This is a genomic window from Nocardia sp. NPDC060259 (assembly GCF_042728775.1).
Lineage (GTDB): Bacteria > Actinomycetota > Actinomycetes > Mycobacteriales > Mycobacteriaceae > Nocardia.
On record NZ_JBHXAY010000085.1, the window covers coordinates 1 to 21,509 of the forward strand.

The 21,509-nt window shown below is 69.5% G+C and carries 16 protein-coding genes and 1 pseudogene; 12 read left to right on the top strand and 5 right to left on the bottom strand.

The window, feature by feature from the left end; translation table 11 throughout:
* Positions 1-155 precede the first annotated feature (155 nt).
* The 4 genes from secD to ACFWF2_RS25290 are packed head-to-tail and all read left to right on the top strand — an operon-like array spanning position 156 to position 5,375.
* Entirely contained in the window at positions 156-1,844 is a 1,689-nt protein-coding gene (gene secD / locus ACFWF2_RS25275; RefSeq protein ID WP_379309932.1) for a protein translocase subunit SecD, read from the top strand.
* Positions 1,841-3,019 (top strand): protein translocase subunit SecF, encoded by a 1,179-nt coding sequence (gene secF, locus ACFWF2_RS25280; RefSeq protein ID WP_379309933.1) that lies wholly within the window; start codon positions 1,841-1,843, stop codon positions 3,017-3,019. The genes secD and secF overlap by 4 nt, the downstream gene beginning before the upstream one ends.
* A 23-nt stretch (positions 3,020-3,042) precedes the next feature.
* Positions 3,043-4,755, top strand: a complete 1,713-nt coding sequence (locus tag ACFWF2_RS25285) for an ABC transporter substrate-binding protein (RefSeq protein WP_379309934.1) — start codon at positions 3,043-3,045, stop codon at positions 4,753-4,755.
* A gap of 47 nt (positions 4,756-4,802) precedes the next feature.
* Positions 4,803-5,375 (top strand): adenine phosphoribosyltransferase, encoded by a 573-nt coding sequence (locus ACFWF2_RS25290; RefSeq protein ID WP_378847008.1) that lies wholly within the window; start codon positions 4,803-4,805, stop codon positions 5,373-5,375.
* Positions 5,376-5,379: 4 nt separating this feature from the next.
* Here ACFWF2_RS25290 and ACFWF2_RS25295 read toward each other — a convergent pair whose 3' ends face one another.
* Positions 5,380-5,991, bottom strand: coding sequence for a GNAT family N-acetyltransferase (locus ACFWF2_RS25295; RefSeq protein ID WP_379309935.1), 612 nt, complete (start codon positions 5,989-5,991; stop codon positions 5,380-5,382).
* An 88-nt stretch (positions 5,992-6,079) separates the two neighbouring features.
* Positions 6,080-7,186 carry an NAD(P)/FAD-dependent oxidoreductase gene (locus ACFWF2_RS25300; protein WP_379309936.1) on the bottom strand — a complete coding sequence of 369 codons (1,107 nt, stop codon included), beginning with the start codon at positions 7,184-7,186 and terminating at the stop codon, positions 6,080-6,082.
* Between the two features lie 238 nt (positions 7,187-7,424).
* Between ACFWF2_RS25300 and ACFWF2_RS25305 the strand changes: the two genes are divergently transcribed.
* Positions 7,425-9,002: an ABC-F family ATP-binding cassette domain-containing protein gene (locus ACFWF2_RS25305; RefSeq protein ID WP_379309937.1), complete on the top strand. Its 1,578-nt coding sequence runs from the start codon at positions 7,425-7,427 to the stop codon at positions 9,000-9,002.
* Here ACFWF2_RS25305 and ACFWF2_RS25310 read toward each other — a convergent pair.
* Positions 8,977-9,450 carry a nuclear transport factor 2 family protein gene (locus tag ACFWF2_RS25310; RefSeq protein WP_379309938.1) on the bottom strand — a complete coding sequence of 158 codons (474 nt, stop codon included), beginning with the start codon at positions 9,448-9,450 and terminating at the stop codon, positions 8,977-8,979. The two genes, ACFWF2_RS25305 and ACFWF2_RS25310, sit on opposite strands and share 26 nt — an antisense overlap.
* 89 nt (positions 9,451-9,539) lie before the next feature.
* On the opposite strand from ACFWF2_RS25310, the gene ACFWF2_RS25315 reads away from it, so the two are divergent.
* Entirely contained in the window at positions 9,540-10,049 is a 510-nt protein-coding gene (locus tag ACFWF2_RS25315; RefSeq protein WP_379309939.1) for a winged helix-turn-helix transcriptional regulator, read from the top strand.
* Positions 10,050-10,068: 19 nt separating this feature from the next.
* On the opposite strand, the gene ACFWF2_RS25320 is transcribed toward ACFWF2_RS25315, so the two are convergent.
* The gene (locus tag ACFWF2_RS25320; protein WP_379309940.1) at positions 10,069-10,935 is read right to left on the bottom strand and encodes a hypothetical protein; all 867 of its coding nucleotides are present in this window, start codon (positions 10,933-10,935) and stop codon (positions 10,069-10,071) included.
* A gap of 112 nt (positions 10,936-11,047) precedes the next feature.
* Here ACFWF2_RS25320 and ACFWF2_RS25325 point away from each other — a divergent pair.
* The 3 genes and pseudogenes from ACFWF2_RS25325 to ACFWF2_RS25335 all read left to right on the top strand — a co-directional run bounded on the left by ACFWF2_RS25325 (position 11,048) and on the right by ACFWF2_RS25335 (position 14,080).
* Positions 11,048-11,994, top strand: a pseudogene (locus ACFWF2_RS25325) (hypothetical protein).
* 27 nt (positions 11,995-12,021) lie between these two features.
* Positions 12,022-13,341 (top strand): adenylosuccinate synthetase, encoded by a 1,320-nt coding sequence (locus ACFWF2_RS25330; protein WP_379309941.1) that lies wholly within the window; start codon positions 12,022-12,024, stop codon positions 13,339-13,341.
* A 109-nt stretch (positions 13,342-13,450) separates the two neighbouring features.
* The gene (locus ACFWF2_RS25335; RefSeq protein ID WP_379309942.1) at positions 13,451-14,080 is read left to right on the top strand and encodes an NUDIX domain-containing protein; all 630 of its coding nucleotides are present in this window, start codon (positions 13,451-13,453) and stop codon (positions 14,078-14,080) included.
* A gap of 96 nt (positions 14,081-14,176) precedes the next feature.
* Here ACFWF2_RS25335 and ACFWF2_RS25340 read toward each other — a convergent pair whose 3' ends face one another.
* Positions 14,177-14,917: a metallophosphoesterase gene (locus ACFWF2_RS25340; protein ID WP_379309943.1), complete on the bottom strand. Its 741-nt coding sequence runs from the start codon at positions 14,915-14,917 to the stop codon at positions 14,177-14,179.
* A gap of 173 nt (positions 14,918-15,090) precedes the next feature.
* On the opposite strand from ACFWF2_RS25340, the gene ACFWF2_RS25345 reads away from it, so the two are divergent.
* Genes ACFWF2_RS25345 through ACFWF2_RS25355 form a run of 3 tightly spaced genes read left to right on the top strand, consistent with a single transcriptional unit; the run spans position 15,091 to position 21,393 of the window.
* The gene (locus tag ACFWF2_RS25345; RefSeq protein WP_379309944.1) at positions 15,091-16,767 is read left to right on the top strand and encodes a fatty acyl-AMP ligase; all 1,677 of its coding nucleotides are present in this window, start codon (positions 15,091-15,093) and stop codon (positions 16,765-16,767) included.
* 28 nt (positions 16,768-16,795) lie between these two features.
* Complete coding sequence (locus ACFWF2_RS25350) at positions 16,796-17,062, top strand: acyl carrier protein (protein WP_379309945.1); 267 nt, start codon at positions 16,796-16,798, stop codon at positions 17,060-17,062.
* A complete protein-coding gene (locus ACFWF2_RS25355; protein ID WP_379309946.1) occupies positions 17,059-21,393 on the top strand; it encodes a type I polyketide synthase in 4,335 nt (1,444 codons plus the stop codon). The genes ACFWF2_RS25350 and ACFWF2_RS25355 overlap by 4 nt, the downstream gene beginning before the upstream one ends.
* The last annotated feature ends 116 nt before the right edge of the window (positions 21,394-21,509 follow it).

The window sequence follows — 21,509 nt, forward strand, 5'->3', positions numbered from 1 at the left end:
CTACTATCGTCGGCCGCGTCTGTTGTGTATAAGAGACAGACCAAGCACTGATCACTCCCGTCATCGCGGGTGCGCGCGCCCCGCGTCGCGCACCGGCGCGGGCACTGCCGTGCCCACCGTTCCGACCTCGACTTCCGCCTAGGAGATGACCTGCTGTGCCACCTTCCCAGGGATCGGCGCATCCGTTCCGGCTGCTCGGCGTCTACGCCGCGCTGCTGGCCGTGATCTACGCGCTGGTGTTCTTCACCGGTGATCATTCCCCCACGCCCAAGCTCGGTATCGACCTGCAGGGCGGCACTCGCGTCACCCTGACCGCGCGCACCCCCGACGGCAGCAGGCCGAGCCAGGACAGCCTGAAGAAGGCCCAGGAGATCATCGAGAACCGGGTCAACGGTCTCGGCGTCTCCGGCTCCGAAGTGGTCATCGACGGCGACAACATCGTCATCACGGTGCCCGGCGAGGAAAGCCAGCAGGCCCGCGCGCTGGCCACCACCGCCAAGCTCTACATCCGTCCCGTGCTGGCGGCCACCCAGCCGCAGGCCGGTGGCGCCCAGGTGCCACCGACCCAGCCCGGCGCGCCGCAGACCCCGGCGACCGACAGTCCGGCGCCCGCTGAGACCACCGCCCCCGCCGCAGGCGAGCCGACCACCCCGGCACCGCAGTCGCGGGTGTTCCCGGCGCAGGCGCCGCCGACGCCGACCCCGGCCCCCGGTGGTGGCAGCGTCCAGCAGCAGCAGGCCAAGGAGATCGCCGACGCCAAGGCGCTGCGGCAGAGCACCGATCAGGCCGTGCAGCAGGTCGCCGTAGCGGCCATGGACTGCACCAAGCCCGACCCGCTGGCAGGCAACGACGACCCGGCGCTGCCGCTGGTCACCTGCTCGCAGGACGGCACCGAGGTGTTCCTGCTCGGCCCGAGCCGCATCGACGGCCAGGAGATCGCCGACGCGACCTCGGGCCTGAACGCTCAGCAGGCCCGGCACGAGGTGAACCTGGAGTTCAAGTCCGCCGGTGCCGACGCCTGGTCCGATCTGACCGGTGAATACGTCTACAAGCGGGTCGCCTTCGTGCTCGACTCGAAGGTGGTCAGCGCCCCGCAGGTGCAGCAGGGTCCGCAGCTGGGTGGGCGCACCTCGATCTCGGGCAGCTTCACCGCCGACAGCGCGGCCGAGCTGGCCAACACCCTGAAGTACGGCTCGCTGCCGCTGTCGTTCCAGACCTCGGAAGCCGAGACGGTCTCGGCCACCCTCGGCCTGTCCTCGCTGAAGGCGGGTCTGCTGGCCGGCGCGGTCGGCCTGATCGCGGTGCTGCTGTACTGCCTGCTGGTGTACCGCATGCTCGGCCTGCTGGCCGGGTTCTCGCTGCTCGCCGCCGGTGCCGCCGTCTACGGCATCATCGTGCTGCTCGGGCGCTGGATCGGCTTCACCCTCGATCTGGCCGGTATCGCCGGTCTGATCATCGGTATCGGCCTCACCGCCGACTCGTTCGTCGTGTTCTTCGAACGCATCAAGGACGAGATGCGCGAGGGCCGCAGCTTCCGCTCGGCGGTGCCGCGCGGCTGGGCCAGGGCACAGCGCACCAACCTGTCCGGAAAGACCGTCAGCCTGATCGCCTCGGTCGTGCTGTACCTGCTCGCCGCCGGTCAGGTGAAGGGCTTCGCCTTCACCCTCGGTATCACCACCGTCCTCGACGTGATCGTGCTCTACCTGGTCACCGCACCGCTGATGATGCTCGCCGCGCGCTCGCCGTTCTGGGCGAAGCCGTCGGTGAACGGTCTTGGCTCGGTGCAGCAGATCGCCAGGGAACGCGGTGCAGGCCAGGCTCGGCCGAAGGAGATGTCACGATGAGCAACACCCATCCCACCGAGGAAACGGTGTACCTGGACAAGGCCGAGCCGTCGCAGGGTCCCAAGCACGGGTTCTTCGAACGTCTCTACACCGGCACCGGCGGATTCCGGATCGTCAACCGGCGCAAGTTCTTCTACGCGCTGTCCGCGGCGCTGCTGCTGATCTCGCTGCTCAGCATCGCGGTGCGCGGCTTCACCCTCGGCATCGACTTCGAGGGCGGCTCGCGCATCCAGATCCCCGCGGCCGACAACGTCAGCACCCAGCAGGTGGAGGACGTCTACGCCCAGACGCTCGGCCACGGACCGGTGACGGTGCAGAAGGTCGGCTCCGGCGAGGCAGCCACCATCCAGGTGCGCTCGGAAACCCTCGACGCGACCCAGACCGAGCAGATCCAGACCGCGCTGTTCGAGGCGTTCCAGCCGAAGGACTCCAACGGTGAGGTCAGCCGCAACGCCATCAGCATCGCCGAGATCAGCGAGACCTGGGGCGGGCAGATCACCCAGAAGGCCTTGATCGCGCTGGCGGTGTTCGTCGCGCTCACGATGATCTACATCGCGATCCGCTTCGAGCGGGACATGTCGATCGCGGCGATCGTGTCGCTGTTCTTCAACCTTGTCGTCACGGCGGGCATCTATTCGCTGGTCGGGTTCGAGGTGACCCCGGCCGCGGTGATCGGTCTGCTCACGATTCTGGGTTACGTGCTCTACGACAATGTCGTCGTCTTCGACAAGGTCGAGGAGAACACCCGCGGCGTGCTGCACCTGAACAAGCGCACCTATGCCGAACAGGCCAACCTCGCCGCCAACCAGACCCTGATGCGCTCGATCAGCACCACCGTCATCGGCATCCTGCCGATCATCGGCATGCTGGTGATCGCGGTGTGGCTGCTCGGCGTCGGCACGCTGAAGGACCTCGCGCTGGTGCAGCTGGTCGGCATGATCGTCGGCGCCTACTCCTCGATCTTCCTCGCCGTCCCGGTGCTGGTGTCGATCAAGGAACGCTGGGGTCCGGTGGCCGCGCACACCAAGAAGGTGCTCGCCAAGCGGGCCGGTGGCGGCGTGAGCCCCCGGGTTCCGGTGGCCGCGGGCGCCACCCGTGGCCCGCGACCGGCCGACGCGTCGGCGCCGCGGCCCGGTGCGCGACCGAGCGGGAAGCGGCACAAGCGAAGGAACTGACGGCGACAGCAGGGGGTCTCATCATGCGACGCGGCACGATTCGACTGATCACCGTGCTGGCCACGGCGGCCGTCTCCACCGGCCTGGTGGCCGGATGCTCGAGCAAGAACCAGGTGCCCTCCATCGGGTACGCCGTCGACGCGGCGGTCGCCAGCTACAACGGCGGCAGCACGCTCGGGGCGAGCAGCGGCGCCGCCGCGGTGTTCGGACGGGTGCTGACCGGGTTCTTCTACACCGGACCCGACGGCCAGCAGGTCGCCGACACCGACGCGGGCACCGCGAAGGAGGTGCCGGGCGAGACGCAGACCGTGCAGTACCGGCTCAACCCGGACGGGGTGTACTCCGACGGGGTGCAGACCTCCTGCGACGATCTGGTGCTGGCCTGGTCGGCCCGCTCTGGCCGGTTCACCCGCCCTGGCGACCGCGGCCCGGTCCCGCTGTTCGACGCGGCGAGCACCGTGGGCTACGCCGACATCGAGCGGGTCGACTGCCAGCCGGGTTCCAAGGACGCCACCGTGGTGTTCCGGCCCGGCAGGCACTACCTGCCCTGGCGGACCCTGTTCACCGCGGCCGAGCTCATGCCAGCGCACGTGGTGGCGCAGGCGGTGGGTGCGCCGAACGTGGTGAACGCGCTGCAGACCGGCGACGGCGCCGTGCTCGGCCGGATCGCCGATTTCTGGAACTCCGGCTGGGCGATGAAGCCGGGTGGGCTCGACCTCACCAAGTTCCCGTCCTCGGGGCCGTACCGGATCGAATCCTTCAGCGCGAAGGACGGTTTGGTGCTCGTCGCCAACGAGAAGTGGTGGGGGAGCGCGCCCGAGACCAGCCGGATCGTGGTGTGGCCCAAGGGCACCGACTACGCCGCCAAGGCGAAGGAGAACGCCCTCGGCGTCGTTGACCTGGGCGCCGGGTCGGTGTCGGACCTGACGCTCGACGGTTTCGCGGAGCAGACGGTCGCGAGCCGCAGCGCCGAACAGCTCGTGCTCGCCACCGACGGCGTCTTCGGTGCGCCGGAGGTGCGCCGCGCGTTCGCTCAGTGTGTGCCACGGCAGGCGCTGTTCGACACGCTGGGCAAGGCGGGGGAGGTCCCGCCGAGCGGGCTCGGCGCCGGGCCGTTGAACGCCCATGTGGTGCAGCAGGATTCGCTGTACTACCCCGCGGTGATCGGTGCCGCCGACCGGTACAAGGGCGCCGACATCCCGGCCGCCACCGCGACCCTGGCCTCGGCGCGCGCCGCGCAGCCGACCGTCCGGATCGGTTACCTGGCGCCGGACGCGCGCCGGGCCAAGACGGTGGCGATGATCGCCGATTCCTGCCGTGGCGCCGGCATCAGCGTGGTCGACGCGGGCGCACCGGATTTCACTCCTGTCCGCCTGTCCGAGGGTGCGGTCGACGCGGTGCTCGGCGGCACCGCCGCAGTTCCCGGGCCCGCTGGATCGACCACCGGCGTCGCAGCGTTCGCGGCGTTGCGGACCGGTAGCGGCCTCAACGTCGGTGGCTTTGCTAACGGTCGCTACGATGCGATCACCGATCAGCTTGCGGGAGAGTCCAACTCGACCTTCACGCTGAACCTGCTGACCGAGGCCGAGAACCTGCTGTGGGCGCAGCTACCGAGCATTCCGTTGTTCGCGACGCCGCGCACCATCGCCTTCGGCAACGGCATGCAGAACGGGATCGCCGGGCCGACCCAAGCTGGTACCGGCTGGAACATGGATCGCTGGGTGTTGCAGCGATGAGTAGTGGTGGCAGTCACGCGGGGCGTGACCGTGACGGAGAGGTGTCGATGAGCAAGCACGCGGTGGTCGAATCCGACGACCAGGTCAGTGAGCGGACCAGCAGGGCCGCCGACGCGGTGTCGCGGCTGACCCGCTGGCACGACGACTTTCCCACGCCGGGTGTGCGTTTCGCCGATCTGACCCCGGTGTTCGCCGACGCCGAGGGCTTCCGGGCGGTCATCGACTGCTTCGCCGCCGTGGCCCCCGACGCCGATCTCGTCGCGGGTGTCGACGCGCGTGGCTTCCTGCTCGGTGCCGGCGTCGCCGCGACGCTGGGCACCGGCGTGCTGGCCATCCGCAAGGGCGGCAAGCTGCCGCCGCCGGTGGTGTCGCGCGAGTACCAGCTCGAATACGGTTCCGCCGCACTGGAGATCCCGGCCGACGGGGTCGAGCTCGAAGGCAAGCGCATCCTGCTGCTCGACGACGTGCTCGCCACCGGCGGCACCCTCGCCGCCGCGGCCGCGCTGTTCAAGGAGGTCGGCGCCGAGGTGGTCGCGGCCGCTGTCGTGCTGGAACTGGAGTTCCTGAAGGGCCGCGAGCACCAGGGCGACTACCCGCTGACGTCGATCGTCAAGCTCTAGGCCGTCAGCGGGGTGCGCGCCACATCGGCCACAGCGGCGGGCCGTCGGGAATGCGGAGCTCGCCGGTGACGGTGAAGCCGAAGCGTTCGTACAACGGGACGTTGTCGGGGTTGCTGGATTCGAGGTAGGCGGCGGCGCCCTCGGCGTCGATGCGGGCGAGCCGCGAGCGCAGCAGGGCGCTGCCGAACCCGGCGCCGCGAGCCTCCGGGGTGGTGCCGAGCATCGCCAGGTACCAGTGCGGTTCCTTCGGATGGTGGTGTTTGATCAGGTCGCCAACGGTTTTTCCGGCCTGAACGCGGCGCCCGAACGCGCGGATCAGCCCGGGCATGATGCGCAGGTCGGTGGTGAGGTTGCTCTGCCAGCGGTTCGGCGGGGTCCACATCGCCACCCCGGCGACGGTCCCGTCCGCGTGGAGCGCCAGATCGGACGCGTCGAGCGGGAAGAAGACGTGCCGTGCCACCGCCCCGAAGAACCGGGGGAGTCCGGCGGCTCGCCTGCGCTCGTCCGGCAGGATCCAGCTCATCACCGGGTCGTGCCGGAATGCCGCGCCGAGCGCGTCCGCGGCTGGCCGCACGTCACCCCGCTCGGCGGCGCGTACTCGATTCGGCTCCGACATCACAGTCCTCCGGTTTCGCTGGTGTGGCCTTCGACGGCGGGAATCGCCCGGAGCCCACGTTAGCCTTCCACTCCGACAGGACCGGTCCTCAAGACCATCGGTAGCGAACCGGTCCGAGCTGCCCGCCGCGCACGGTCGCCCGGCAGATCTGTTCCTTCAGCAGGGCGGCACCGCCGTGGGTGAGGACCAGCTGGGGCAGCGGCCGGTCGGTGAAGTCGGTGAACTGGACGAGTGCGTTCTTGCGCCCCAGGCTCACCGCCTGACCGATATACCTGCGGCGCAACGGTTTCGGTGCCAGCCCGGCGCGCAGCCGCAGGACCGTCTCGGCGGCGTGGATACCGGACGGGATCGCGGCCTGACAGCTCATGCGCAGCGGGTCGGTGCCGAGGGCGACACCGTCGCCCGCGCCGACGATCGCCGAAGACGTTGTGCTGACCAAGGTTTCGTCGACGAGCAGTGCGCCGGAACCGTCGACCTCCATGCCGCTGCCGCGCGCCAGATCCGACGGGGCGAAGGCGGTGGTGGTGACGGCGAGATCGGTGGCAAGCACCGTGCCATCGGTCAGGGCGATCTTGCGGTCACCGATCTCGGCGACGGCGACCTGTTCGACGACGGTGACGCCCAGTTCCGCCAGTGCGATCCGCAGCAGTGCCCGCGCGGCGGCGGACAGGCTGTTGCCCAGCTCGCCGGTCACCAGATGTACCCGCGCCGAACCACTCTCGGCCAGCTCGGCCGCGGCTTCGATCCCGGTGAGGCCGCCGCCGACCACGGTGACCACCGCCCCCGGTGGCAGCGCGCGCAAACGGTGCCGGGCGCGCTCGGCTTCGCTCCAGGTGCCGAGGGAGACCGCGTGTCCGGCTGCGCCGCGGATATCGTGGGCGTCGGAATGGCTGCCCGGGGTGTAGACGAGGTGGCCGTAGGACAGTTCGTGCCCGGAACCCGTGTGTACCAAATGATTTCGCTCGTCGATCGCCGTCACCGTGTCGATGCTCAGGTGCACGCAGGCAGGCAGGACGGCGCGCAGTGGCCGTCGCGCCGGATGATTGCCCGCCAGGTATTGGTGCAGCCGGATGCGCTCCACGAAGTAGGGGCTCGGGTTCACCATCGTGACACGGACACCGTCGGCAGCGGCCAGTCGTTTCGCGGCGCTGATCCCGGCGTAGCCCGCGCCGACGATGACGACGTCAGCGCTCATGTCCTCCCCCTTGTTCGCGATCGTCCTCCACGATAAGTGAGCCGCACCGCACTCCCGTCCTTCGGGTGAGCGGGCTCACGGTGGGCGAAATAGGGGTGGCGCGACGGTGCGCCCAGGTGTTATCAATGAATGGTCTTGTTCCCGGCGATCGGAGTCACGCGTTGATTTCTTGAGGTAGCGCTCCCGGACGGTCCGCATTCTGCGCACCGTGTTTCCGTCGCACCTCAAGGGGATCCGCATGACCTCTCTTTCCTTTTCCGATCTCACCTTCCACTGGCCGGACGGCACCGTCGTGTTCGACGGCCTCGACGCCGTCGTCGGTCCGGGCCAGATCGGCCTCGTCGGCAGCAACGGTGCTGGCAAATCCACCCTGATGCGGCTGATCACCGGCGGGTTGCGCCCGCTGCGCGGATCGATCACGGCGCCGGGACGGATCGGCTATCTGCGCCAGGACCTGGGCATGCAGACCGGTCAGCGGGTCGAGACGGTGCTCGGCATCGCCGAGGTGCGGGCCGCGCTGCACCGCATCGAAGGCGGCATCGGCGAGCCCGAGGACTTCGACACCGTCGGCGTGCAGTGGCAGATCGAGGACGAGGCGATCGCCCTGCTCGGCAAGCTCGGGCTCGACTACGTCGCCGGTTCCGTCGCCGACCTGGACCGCACCCTCGACACCCTCTCCGGTGGCGAAACCGTGCTGCTGGGGCTCGTCGCGGAACTCCTGCGCGAACCCGATGTGCTGCTGCTCGACGAGCCGACCAACAATCTGGACGCGGTCGCACGCGCCCGGCTCTACGAGGTGATCCGGCAGTTCGCCGGCACCGTCGTCGTGGTCAGCCACGACCGGGAGCTCCTGGACCGGATGGACGGCATCGCCGAGCTGCGGGCAGGCGAGATCCGTTCGTTCGGCGGCAATTTCGGCGACTACGAACGGATCATCGACCAGGAGCAGGAGGCGGCGCTGGCAGCGGTGCGTGATGCGCGCAGCGATGTGCGCAAGCAGGCGCGCGAGCTGGTCGACGCGCGGACGAAACTGGATCGCAGGCAGCGGTTCGCGCAGAAGATGCAGGACAACAAGCGCGTGCCGAAGATCGTGGCGGGGCTGCGCCGCAACGCCGCCGAGGTGTCGGCGGGCAAACTGCGCACCTCCCACATCGAGAAGCTCGACACCGCGCGCGAAACCCTCGACCACGCCGCGGAATCGGTGCGCGCGGATCGTGAGATCAGGATCGAGCTGCCCGGCACCCGGCTGTATCCGGGGCAGGACGTCGTCACGCTCGAGCAGGCGCGGCTGGCCAACGGCCCGGTGGTGGATCTGCGGGTGAGTGGCCCGGAGCGGATCGCGCTCACCGGCCGCAACGGTGCGGGTAAGACGACGTTGCTGCGCCGGATCGTGGCGGAGCGGCCGAAGGTGGCGTGGCGGCTGCTGCCGCAGCGGCTCGACGTGTTCGACGAGCAGCGCAGCGTGTTCGAGAACGTGGCAGCGGCCGCTCCGCATGCCACCGCCGAGCAGATCCGGGGTCAGTTGGCGCGCTTCCTGTTTCGCGGCGGCGATGCCGATATCGCGGCCTCGGCGCTGTCCGGCGGGGAGCGATTGCGGGCCGCGCTGGCGACGCTGTTGCTGGCCGAACCCGCGCCGAAACTGCTGATGCTCGACGAGCCGACCAACAATCTCGACCTGCCCAGTCTGGCGCACCTGACTCAGGCGCTGGCCGGCTTCGAGGGCGCGCTGATCGTGGTGAGCCACGACGCGCGGTTCCTCGACGACATCGGGGTGACGCGCACCCTCGAGCTCACCCCCGACGGGCTGGTCGAGTAGGGCGGTGTCCCTGGAATCCGGCGGCCCGGCGCACGATCGCCGGGTACCGGAGCATGGTGGGGCCCAGCCACAGTGCGACCGCGGTGATCGCGAGCCACGGCCGCAGGTGCGGGCGCAGGCGCCGGATCCGGCCGTCGGGGGCGAGGTCGAGCACCATCGCCTCGGTCATCCGGAACGGGCCGAGTCTGGCCTCGCCCAACAGGATTCGGGTGTCGCCCGATCCGACGGTGTCGGTCCACCGCAGGTCGCTGATCGCGCGGTAGACGAGGGTCAACAGCGGGGCGAGGTCGGCCTGGCCGCGGAACACGAGCCGTCCCGAGACCGGCGAGACGAGTTCGGCGTCCTCGGTCAAGGTGTCGAGCAGTGCGGGGATGTCGTTGCCGACGGTGGCGCGCCGGAATCGGGCGACGGTATCGGTGTCCTGCTCGCCTGCGAGTGCGTCGGTCATGTTCGCGTCCCTTCCCTTCGGACGGATCTTCCGGACGAACCGACCGTATCCAGCTGGCTTGCAAAAAGCAATGGACTAGGATGGGTGACATGCCCAAAGTGGAAATCGCCGACATCACGTGCTCGATCGCCCGCACGGTAGGCATCGTGGGGGAGCGCTGGACCCCGCTGATCCTGCGCGACCTGTTCCTCGGCATCACCCGCTTCGAGGACCTGCGCCGCGACCTCGGCATCGCCTCCAATGTCCTGACCGACCGGCTCGGTACCCTCCGCGAGCACGAGATCGTGGAAACCCGTGTGTACCAGGACAACCCGGTCCGCACCGAGTACATCCTCACCGACCGTGGCCGCGACCTCTACCCGATCCTGACAATGATCCTGGCCTGGGGCGACCGCTGGCTGTCCACCCCCGACGGCCCACCCCTGTCCGTCCTCCACCGCACCTGCGACCACCTCACCGAAGGCGTAGTCGTCTGCCGCCACTGCGGCGACCCCATCGCCGTCGACAACGTCACCTGGCACCCCGGCCCCGGCGGCCGCCCCGGCCCCGGCGTAGCCCTGGTCGGCAACTACCTGACTCCCCTCCCGGATCGGCGGTAGGAGTTACCTCCGGCGCCGCTCAGTCCAGGAGGTCAGCTGCACGATTGACCTCGAGCGCCTTGCGCAGCCACCGCTGCAGTTGATCGAGGTCATCGCAACCGAGAATTCGGTCGCGGACCTCGGCAGGAACGGTGATCCCGCGAGCATCGAGCACCGTCAGCACAGACTTGGCCTCACCGCGCGCTTCGCCTTCCGCGAAGTACTTGCGGGCGAACTCGCTGCGGTATTCGTAACCTTGGAGCCCGGCGGCCATCAGTGCCTCCCACTCGGATCGCGCTGCGGCGGGCAGCGTCGACAGGATGAAGTCATAGTACAGCGCCGCGCGGTCGCCACCCAGGGTACCGAGAGCCGCGAGCAGTGCTTTCCAGATCTCACGATGTTCAGGATGCTGCGCATGTGCCAGGGCGGACAGCACGGCCAGTTCGGGTAGATCCGCCGCTGCTTCGACGTCGGTGACGACCGGAACGCCTGTCGGGTCCAGGACCAGTGGGCATAGTCCGACGGACGGGTTCCCGTAACCGAGGTCGATAGGCTTGGCGGCCCACCGCGCGGTCCGGGCGTCCGGACACACGACCAGTAGCAGCGTCGGGCAGCGCAGGCGGGCTCGGAGCGAGGTGACATAGACCGGCCAGGACCAGCGCTTGTCCGGGTCCGGTCGTAGCTGCACCTCCACGACCACCGCCAGGATTCGCTGTCCGCCGCGATGGAAGGCAACTACCGCGTCGGCGTGATACTCGGTCGGCGCCAGCACCGTGGCATCGCCCGGCACGGTGGTAATCGACTCGTATTCGGGTAGAGGGCAGCCTAATTCGGTCAGCAGCGGGGCGACGAGGGCCGGTTGCTGCTGGAAGAGATCGATCACCACTTCGTGCGGAGCCGATGGCATGTGCCAGAAGGTAGCCGACGGGGCTGGCAAAGAGCGAATCCGCTGGGGCTCTTGACGATCGTTGTTTTGGTTGAATAGACTAAAACTACGAGAACGAGAGGGAGTGGTTCTGATGGGATATGGGCATTGGGATGACAGTGCTTATCGGGCGGGGAAGACGTTCCGGGCGCGGGCTGGGGTGGATGACTTCGGGTATACGGCCGAGATGCGGGAGCAGCCGTATGAGACGTGGTGTGCGCATCCGTCGCTTGATCCGTTCGGGGTGGGGGTGCGGGAGTGCCGGGATTCGGCGGAGCATGGGAACTCGTTGCCGGTGGCGGTGCTGTTCGATGTGACCGGGTCGATGGGGCGGGTGCCGCGGATCATGCAGGACAAGCTCGGGAAGTTGCACGGGCTGTTGAAGAGCAAGGGATATGCGCAGGATCCGCAGGTCCTGTTCGGGGCGATCGGCGATGCCGATACCGATCGGGTGCCGTTGCAGGTGGGGCAGTTCGAGTCCGACAACCGGATGGACGAGCAGCTGCGGTCGATCCTGCTCGAAGGCGGTGGTGGCGGGCAGAAGTCCGAAAGCTATGAGCTGGCCGCCTATTTCATGGCGGAGCATGTCGCGACCGATGCGTGGGAGAAGCGCGGGAAGCGGGGGTATCTGTTCGTGATCGGCGACGAGCTCAACAAGCCGCGGCTGGCCGCCCGGCACATCCGGTCGGTCATCGGGGATCACGTGCGGCGCGATGTGTCGGTCGAGTCGATCTACCGCGAGCTCGCGCAGCGCTGGCACATCTACTACATCCTGCCGAATCAGTCGTCCTACTACCAGGATCCGGAGATCGCCGAGCACTGGCGAGGTCTGCTCGGGCAGAACTTCCTGAAGCTCGACGATCCCGGCGCGGTGTGTGAGCTGATCGCGCTGACGATCGGGCTGGGGAGGACCGGGTCGACGTCGACACCGGACTGGCCGACCTGCGCGATGTCGGATCGGTGGCCGAGGCCGACGCTGTCGGCCGGGCGCTGGGGTCGAAGCCGGTGCGCGGTGTGCGGGCGCTGCCGCCCGGTCGGTGAGGTACGAGAAGGAAAAGGGGCGCAAGCATGTTCGGTGCCGGGCACATCGTCGTCGTCGATCTGGGATTCGGTGACGCGGGCAAGGGCGCGACCGTCGACTGGCTGTGTGCGGCGGAGGCGGGCCTCGGGGTGGCGGCGGTCGTGCGGTTCAACGGCGGTGCGCAGGCCGCGCACAATGTCGTCGCCGACGGCCGCCACCACACCTTCGCGCAGTTCGGCGCGGGGACCTTTCACGGTGTGCCGACGCTGCTCTCGCGGCACATGCTGGTGGAGCCGATCGCGCTCGCCGCCGAATCCGAGCAGCTGGCCGCGCTCGGTGTGCGTGATCCGCTGGGACTGCTCGCCGTCGACGGTCGCGCCCTGCTCACCACGCCGATCCACATCGCGGCGAACCGTGCGCGCGAGGACGCGAGGGGTTCCTCGCGACACGGTTCCTGCGGTCGTGGCATCGGCGAAACCGCGTGGTACGCACTCGAACACGAGGCGCCGACCGTCGCCGACTGCCGGACGCCCGTCGTCCTGCGCGCCAAGCTGGATCGGCTGGCCGCCCAGTACGACGAGCTGATCGGCCCGAGCGCGCACGGCTACGAATCGATCGACGCCCTGGTCGCGATGTACGGCGAGTTCGCCAGGGCCGTGCGCGTCACCGACGACGGCGAACTCGCGCGCACCGCCGCGCGCGGCAGGCTGGTGTTCGAGGGCGCGCAGGGCGTTCTCCTCGACGAATGGCGCGGATTCCACCCGCACACCACCTGGTCGACCGTCGAACCGCGCCATGCCCGCGCCATGGTCGCCGGGATCGGTGGCACCGCAACGGTTCTGGGCGTCACCCGCACCTACATGACCCGGCACGGCGCGGGTCCGCTGCCGACCGAAGCGCCACTGGGACACCCGGAGCCGCACAACGGCACCGGCCCGTATCAGGGCGCGTTCCGGCAGGGCCACCTCGACCCGATCCTGTTGCGGTACGCGATCGAGGTCTGCGGCGGGATCGACGGGTTGGTCGTCAACCACCTCGACATGCCCGCAACACTGTGCGCCGCAGCGGCATACGACACCGGCGCGGGCATCGTCACCGAACTCATCCCGGGCCCATGGCGTGATCTCGACCACCAGCAGCGGCTCACCGACCAGGTGTCCGAGGCGACGCCGATCCTCGAGCCGGTCCGAGGTGACCCGGCGGACTGGCTCGCCGAGCGTCTCCGCGTGCCGGTCGTGCTGACCGGCCATGGCCCGGAACGGCGTGACCGCGTCCTTCGTCGCGAACCATCGCTCGGCGCCGGTTCGGCGAACACTGTGCCGGTGGGCGGGGATCGCGGCGTCGCGGCTGCCGAACAGCCCGGATGAGGGAACGTGCGACAGCGGGCTGTGGGTTGCGCAGGCAGCGGGCTCGCGACGCCGACTGTGGGCACCGCGGCTTCGCCTCCGGGGCACGCTTGCGGCAGGATGGGATGACGTGGAGCAATCCGTTGTGTCGATCGATGTCGTGACGTTGCGGTGCTGGGATGCCGACAGCGGGGTGCGCATCGGGATCGCCGCGCGCGAGTTCGCACCGTTCACCGGTGAACTCGCGCTGCCCGGCGTGCTGCTGGGGCGGGGCGAACGCCTGGTCGAGGCTGCCCGGCGTGCGGTGCACACCAAACTCGGCGTGCCGACGGCGGCGATCGGCGCGGTCGGTCAGCTGGTCACCTTCGATGAGCCGCACCGTGATCCGCGCGGGCCGACGCTGTCGATCGCCATGTGGGCCGTCGTCGCCGAGCACGAAGGGCCCGCCGAGTGGGTCGATTTCGACGAGGTTCCCCCGCTGGCGTTCGACCACAACCGCATCGTCGACACCAGCCGCGGCCTGCTGGCCGGGATGCTGTGGAAAGACCAGGCCCTCACCCGCGCACTGACCGGGGAAGAGTTTCCCGCGACCCGCGCGGTCGACCTCAGCACGTCCTTGCACGGCACCCGCCCCGACCCGGCGAACCTCAACCGCACGCTGGCCGCCATCCCGGGTCTGGACCGCACCGGCGAACGGCGGCGGGTGAAGGCCACCGGTCGACCCGCCGTCGTGTGGGCGTTCAGCGACAGCGAGGCGTAACCGACGGCTGCCGGTCGTCCGGCCGCCGGGAGCGGGGCAAACCCCGACCGCCCCCCGTGTCCGACTGCTCTCGGCGGCTGTGAGCCGGTGTGCGGGCTAGACCCGATCGGCGGGTAGGTCGTAGAGCGCGTAGGTCCGGCGCAGCACCGGATACGAAACATTGCGCACGGGAACACCTCCCGCGGTCTGGCCGTATTCGCTCCCCGCGTGGGCGTGACCGTGCACCGCGAGGGTGGCACGACCCGCGTCGATCGCCGCACCCATGGCGTGACAGCCCAGTCCGGGATAGATGGAAGTGGGTTCGCCGGCGAGGGTGCCGACGACGGGGGAGAAGTGGGTGAGGGCGATCCGGGTATCGCAGTCGAGGGTGTCGAGGGCCCGGCGGAGTCGCTCGGCGTCGATCGGACCACGGCGCATCCTGGCCCGGTGCTCCGCCGAGCCCGAGTCGGGATCACCCGGGTGCGCGGGGAAGCCACCGGAACCGCCCATCACCCCGGCGACCCCGATACGGTGCCCGCGAATCGTGAGCATCGTCGAATCACCGTCCAGGACAACGACACCGGTTTCGGTGAGCCGCCGCGTGATCCACTCGCCGTGGTGCTCGTCGTGGTCGTGATTGCCAAGGACGGCGATCACCGGAACCGGGAGATCGGCGAGTTCGGCGCAGAGCAGTTCGGTGTTGGCTCGGGTACCGCCCTCGGTGAGGTCGCCGGCCAGGAGCAACAGGTCGGCATGGTGATCGAGTCGAAGAAAGCCGGGCCGGAACTTGCCCGCGACGGCGGGTCGCAGGTGCAGGTCGGCGGTGGCGGCGAGACGGATCGGCGCGATGTTCCCCACCCGCCAAGGCAGCCACAGTGGGGCGCGGCTGTCAACGCCATTCTTCCTCCACCAAAGGGGTCGGGACAGCACACCCTGAGGGTTCGGCGGGTGGCCCCTGAGGTCTCTTCCGGTGTGCGGCCGAGGAGCGCAGAGTAGTAGCTACCCCACCGACCTCCGAAGGAAACCACGATATGCACTCCAGCTACGTGCACCACGTCAGGCAGCAGTTTTCCCGGTACGCGGACACCCGTTCGTACATCTACCTGCGGGAATCCGGGCGGGAGCTGGTCGAGGAGGTCGTCACCTACCGTGCACTCGACCGCGATGCCCGAGCGTTTGCCCAGTGGCTGTCGGAACGGCCCGAGTCGGCGCAGCCGGTGGTGTTGCTCTATCTCGACGGGATGGAGTTCCTGCGTGCCTTCCTCGGCTGCCTGTACGCCGGTGTCATCGCCGTCCCGGCGCCGCTGCCGCACGAGGACCGGGCCGCGCAGCGGGTGGGCGGCATCATCGCCGACTCCGGGGCACAGCTCGTGCTCACCACCACCGACTTCGCACCGCTGGTCGCCACCAGCACCACCGCCACCGTCGTCGCGACCGATCAGCCGCTCGGCGACGCCGACGCCTGGCAGCTGCCCGACCTCGACCTGGGCACGATCGCCTTCCTGCAGTACACCTCGGGATCGACGGGCACGCCCAAGGGCGTCGTCGTCACGCACCGCAATCTGCTGCACAACTTGGCGGCGATCTCCGCCGGGGGGCTGACCGCGGACTCGACCGGCGTCAGCTGGATCCCGCAATTCCACGACATGGGCCTGATCGGCATGCTGCTCGGCACGGCGTACTCCGGCGCGAACCTGGTGTTCATGGCGCCGACGACGTTCATCAAACACCCGGTGCGCTGGCTGCAAGCCATCGACCGGTACCGCGCGACGTTCACCGGCGCCCCGAACTTCGCCTACGACCTGATCCTGCGCCGGGTCAGCGACAAGCAGCTCGCCGAGCTCGACCTGAGCACCCTCGAAGTGGCGCTGAGCGGCGCCGAGCCGGTACGGGCCCGGACCCTGGACGCGGTCCTGGAAAGATTCGCCCCCGCCGGGCTGCGCCCCACGGTGTTCCTGCCCGCCTACGGGCTGGCCGAGGTGACGCTGCTGGCCAGCGCCGCGACGATGGGCGCGCCGCTGGTGCGCTACGACCGGGCAGGCGATGCCCCGCTGGTCGGTTGCGGGCGCGCTCCCCACGGCCTCGAGATCCGCATCGTCGACCCCGCGACTCGCGAAGAACTGCCGGACGGCGCCACCGGGGAGATCTGGGTGCGCGGGGACAGCGTCGCCGCCGGGTACTGGAACCGGCCTGCCGAAACCCGCGAGGTCTTCGACGCTCATCTCGGCACCGAAGGCCCGTTCCTGCGGACCGGCGACCTCGGCCTGCTGCACGACGGCGAACTGTTCGTCGCGGGCCGCCTCAAGGATCTGCTGATCGTCAACGGCCGCAACGTCCACCCGACCGACGTCGAGGAACTCGTGCAGAACCTGCATCCGGCGCTGGCGGGCAACGCGGGCGCGGTGGTCTCGGTCGACGTGCTCGACCGGGAACGGATGGTGGTGATGCAGGGCGTGAAACCGGACCTGCTCGGTGAGACCACGCTCGCCGAGCTGACCTCCGCGATCAAGATCGCGGTGGCCCGCGGGTTCGATGTGCCCGCGCCGAATGTCGTGCTGGTCGCCGCCCGATCCGCACGCTCGGTGCATCGCACCACCAGCGGCAAAGTCCAGCGTGGCTCGATGCGCGAGGCGTTCCTCACCCATAGCCTCGAACGGGTTCTGCACGAGGATCTCGAACCGGCGCTGAGCCGATCACTGACCGTCTGATCGATCCGTACCCAGCCAGGAGCCGACCATGTTCAGCAGCACCACCCACACCTCGAACACCGTCCAGGACTGGCTCGTCGAGCGGGTCGCCGACTACCTCGGCCGTTCCCCCCACCAGGTGGATCCGGCGACTCCGCTGGCCGAACTCGGGATGGACTCGGTCTCGGCGGTGTCGCTGTGCGGGGAGATCGAGGACCGCTGGTCCCTCGAGATCGACCCGACGCTGGTCTTCGACTATCCCACCGTCGCCGCCATCGCCACTTATCTCGCCGACGAGTTCGTCCTCGCGGCATGAGCGGTCAGCGCCCGGAGGAGGCGGCCCGCGTCACGGAGGGCGACATCGCCATCGTCGGTCTCGACTGCCGCTTCCCCAGGGCTGCCGATCCCGCCGCGCTGTGGCAGCTGCTGATCGACGGCCGCGACGCGATCTCGGCGGTGCCCGCGAATCGCTGGCACGCCGAGGACTTCCACGACCCGGCGGGCGGGCCCGGCACCATCAACACCCACAGCGGCGGGTTCATCGACGACGCCGACGCGTTCGACCACGAGTTCTTCGGGATCACCCCGCACGAGGCCGAGGCGATGGACCCGCAACAGCGGCTGCTGCTGCAAGCGACCTGGCGCGCGTTCGAGGACGCGACCCTCGACCCCAGGGCCCAATCCGGTTCGCGCACCGGGGTGTACATCGGGGTGATGGCCAATGAATGGGCCAACCTGCAGATGTCGGATTACGCCGCGATCACCCCGCAGCACGGATCGGGCAACGGCTACTTCATGACCGCCAACCGGCTGTCCTATCAGCTCGACCTGAAGGGCCCGAGCATGGCGGTCGACACCGCCTGCTCGTCGTCGCTGGTAGCGGTCTATCTCGCCTGTGCCGCACTGGCTTCCGGCGAATGCGACCAGGCCGTGGCCGGCGGCGTGAATCTGGTGCTCACTCCGGCGGTCGGCGTATTCTACACCCAGGCGGGGCTCTCGGCGCCCGATGCGCGCTGTAAACCGTTCAGCGGCAACGCGGATGGGATCGTCCGGGGTGAAGGCGTTGCGGTGCTGGTGCTGCGCCGCCTGGCCGACGCGCAGGCGGCGGGGCTGCCGATCTACGCGGTGATCAAGGGCAGTGCGGTGAACTCCGACGGGCGCAGCAACGGCATCACCGCGCCGAACCGGTGGGCGCAGCAACAGGTGATCGGCGAGGCGTACCGCAGGGCCGGAGTCGAGGCAGGGGCGGTCGATTTCCTCGAGGCGCACGGCACCGGGACGGTGCTCGGGGACATGATCGAGGTCAAGGCGCTGGGCGGGCTGCACGGGCGCGATCGTGCGAAGGCCTGCGGAATCGGTTCCATCAAAGGCAATCTGGGCCACACCGAGGGCGCGGCGGGTGTCGCCGGGATCATCAAGGTCGCGCTGAGTCTGCACCATGGCATAGCGGCGCCGACCAGGTTCGCCGACCAGGAGAATCCGCGGTTGCAGCTGGAACGCAACGGGCTGCGCCTGCTCGCCGAACCGATGCCGCTCGACGGACCGTCGCTGGCCGGGGTCAGCAGCTTCGGCATCGGCGGCACGAACGCGCACCTCGTGCTCGGCGGTGCGCCGATGGCGGAGGACGCGGCGGCGGGTGGCGGAGGAGTACTCACCGTGTCGGCCGACAATGCGAAAGGACTGGAGCGCAACGCACTGCGCATGGCGCAGCTGCTGAACTCGGTTCCCGAGGATCGGTTCGCGCAGGTCTGCTGGACGAGCAACCGGGTGAAGTCGTCGGGTCGGCATCGGCTCGCTGTGGTCGCCGCCGATCCGGCGGAAGCGATCACGCGCCTGCGTTCCGGTGCGGAATCCGGTGTGGCGGGGCCGGTTCGGGCAGGCTGGATGTTCACCGGCCAGGGGTCGCAGTTCGCCGGAATGGCGCGGCCGCTCGATGCCGTGAGCGGGTCGTTCCACCGGGCGCTGCGGACCGTCGACGCGGCGATGACGGCGCATCTCGGCTCCTCGATCCGCGAGCTGCTGCTCGACGACAACGCCGTCATCGATCGCACCGAACTCGCGCAGCCGGCGATCTTCGCCATGGAATACGCGCTGGCACAGTCACTTGCCGACGCGGGCGTGCGCCCCGCCTGGGTGATCGGGCACAGCATCGGGGAATTCACGGCGGCGGCCGTGGCCGGAGTCGTCGACCTCGAAGACGCGTGCCGCCTGGTCGTCGCCCGTGGTCGGCTGATGCAGCAATTGCCAGACGGGGGTGGGATGCTCGCGGTCCGAGCGACGTGCGAACAGCTCGCCGACCTGCTCGACGGCGAGCCAGAAGTGGCCTTGGCGGCCGTGAACGGGCCCACCGATCTCGTGCTTTCCGGTGCCGCGACGGCGCTCGACCGGATCCGGACGGTCCTGGCCGAGCAGCAGGTGGCCGCCAAGCCGCTCACCGTGTCGCACGCGTTCCACAGTCCGCTGATGGCGCCGATGCTGGAGAAGTTCGCGGACGTCGCCCGGGAATGCGCCTACCGGGCACCGGCTCTGCCGATCTACTCGACCGTGCGCGGGCGGCTGCTCGACCCGGCCGAGATGATGGACGCCGAGTACTGGGTCGAACATGTCCGTGCCACCGTGCTTTTCGGCGACGCGCTGGCGGCGGCGGTCGAGGCCGACCCCACCCACGTCGTCGAGATCGGCCCGCGCCGCATGCTGACCCCGCTCGTCGGGCGGCTGCGACCCGATCTGCTGCCGCGGTGCCTGACGCCGAGCCCTGGGCCCGGCGCGAGTGGCCGTGAACTCGCGGAAACCGTTGCCGCGCTGCACCGCGACGGTCTCGATCCCGACTGGGATCACCTGTACGACGCCGAACAGCGCGTCCGCCGTCGGCTGCCGGTCTACGACTTCTCGACCGAGCACCGCTTCTGGCTCGAACCGACCACCCTCACCCCACCTGCCACCCCGGCGGAGGCCACCACCATGGACCAGGACACCACCATGGACCAGATGATCGCGCTCTTCCGTGAACAGAACGCGCTGCTGGCGAGCATGGCGCCGGGCGCGACGGCGACCCGCGCACCTGGCGCCACCGCCCCCCTCGCGACGGGTACCGCGACCCTCGCCTCGCCGCAGGCGGGTCCCACAGTCGATCCGGGCACGATCGCCGGCATCGTGCGCGCGGAGTGCGGCCGGGTCAGCGGGTACTCCGTCGATCGGCTCCGCGATACCGAAACCCTCACCGGCGAGCTCGGATTCGACTCGATGATGCTGTCGGACCTGTTCGGTGGCCTGATGCGCAAGCTGCCGGGACTGCAGGTCGACCCCTCCTGGCCGAGCGCCGCGACCACTCTCGGCGACGTCGTCGGCTACGTCACCGGTCAGGTCGCCGGGACACCCACTCCGGCCCCGACCGTTCCCGCTCCGGCGCCGGTCGTTCCGGAAACGCCTTCGGTGGCCGTCACCCCGGAGTACCGGATCGCCGACTTCCCCGAGGTGAAGGCGATCGAGGACCGGCTCTCCGGCGCCGCGGCACTGGGCCTGGACAACCCGTACTTCCTCGTCAACGACGGCGTCACCCGCGACACCTCGCTGATCGACGGTGCTCCGGTGGTGAACTTCTCCAGCTACAACTACCTGGGGCTGTCCGGGCACCCGGCGGTCGTCGCGGCCGTGCAGGACTCGGTCGCCCGCTACGGCAGCTCCTGCTCGGCCAGCCGGGTGCTGTCCGGCGAGAAGCCGGTGCACCGGGAACTGGAAGCCGAACTCGCCGCGCTGCTGGGCACCGAGGACGCGATCGCGCTGGTGGGCGGCCACTCCACGAATGTCACCATCATCGGGCACCTCGTCGGTCCCGACGACCTGGTGATCCACGACAGCCTCGCCCACGACAGCATCCTGCAGGGTTGCGTGCTGTCGGGCGCGACGCGAAGGCCGTTCCCGCACAACGACCATGCCGCCCTCGACCGGCTGCTCGGCGAGCTGCGGCACCGCTACCGCCGGGTCCTGATCCTTATCGAGGGCGTCTACAGCCAGGACGGCGACATTCCCGACCTGCCCGCGATCATCGAGATCAAGAAGAAGCACCAGGCGCTGCTGATGATCGACGAGGCGCACAGCGTCGGCGTGCTCGGCGCGCACGGCGGCGGCATCGGCGAGTACTTCGGCGTCGACCGCGGCGACGTCGAATTGTGGTCGGGCACCATGTCGAAGGCACTGGCCGGATGCGGGGGATATGTGGCGGGCAGCGCGGAGCTGATCCGCTTCCTGAAGTACACGACGCCCGGGTTCGTCTACAGCGTGGGCATGACGCCGATGAACGCCGCCGCCTCGGCGGAAGCGATCCGGCAGCTGCGGGCCGACGGCACAGCGCTGGGGCGTCTGCGGCACAACGCGCGACTGTTCCTCGAACTGGCCCGCGCCGCCGGGATCGACACCGGCGACAGCCACGACACCCCGATCATCCCGTGCATCGTGGGTGATTCGCTCAAGACGATGCGACTGTCGAACACGCTGCTGCGCCGCGGCATCAACGTCAATCCGATCATCTACCCCGCGGTGCCGGAAGACCTGGCGCGGCTGCGCTTCTTCGTCACCGCCTGCCACACCGAAGAGCAGATCCGCGACACCGTCGCGATCCTCGCCGAGGAGCTCCGCGCCACGACTTGACCTGCCGCCGTTGGCTTGTCGTTCAACGGGGCAACCGGTGTGCGCGGCGCCGGTGAAACGTCGATGAACACCGTCGTGGCGGCCTCGCTGGGCCGTCCGCGCTCCCGCATCGTGAG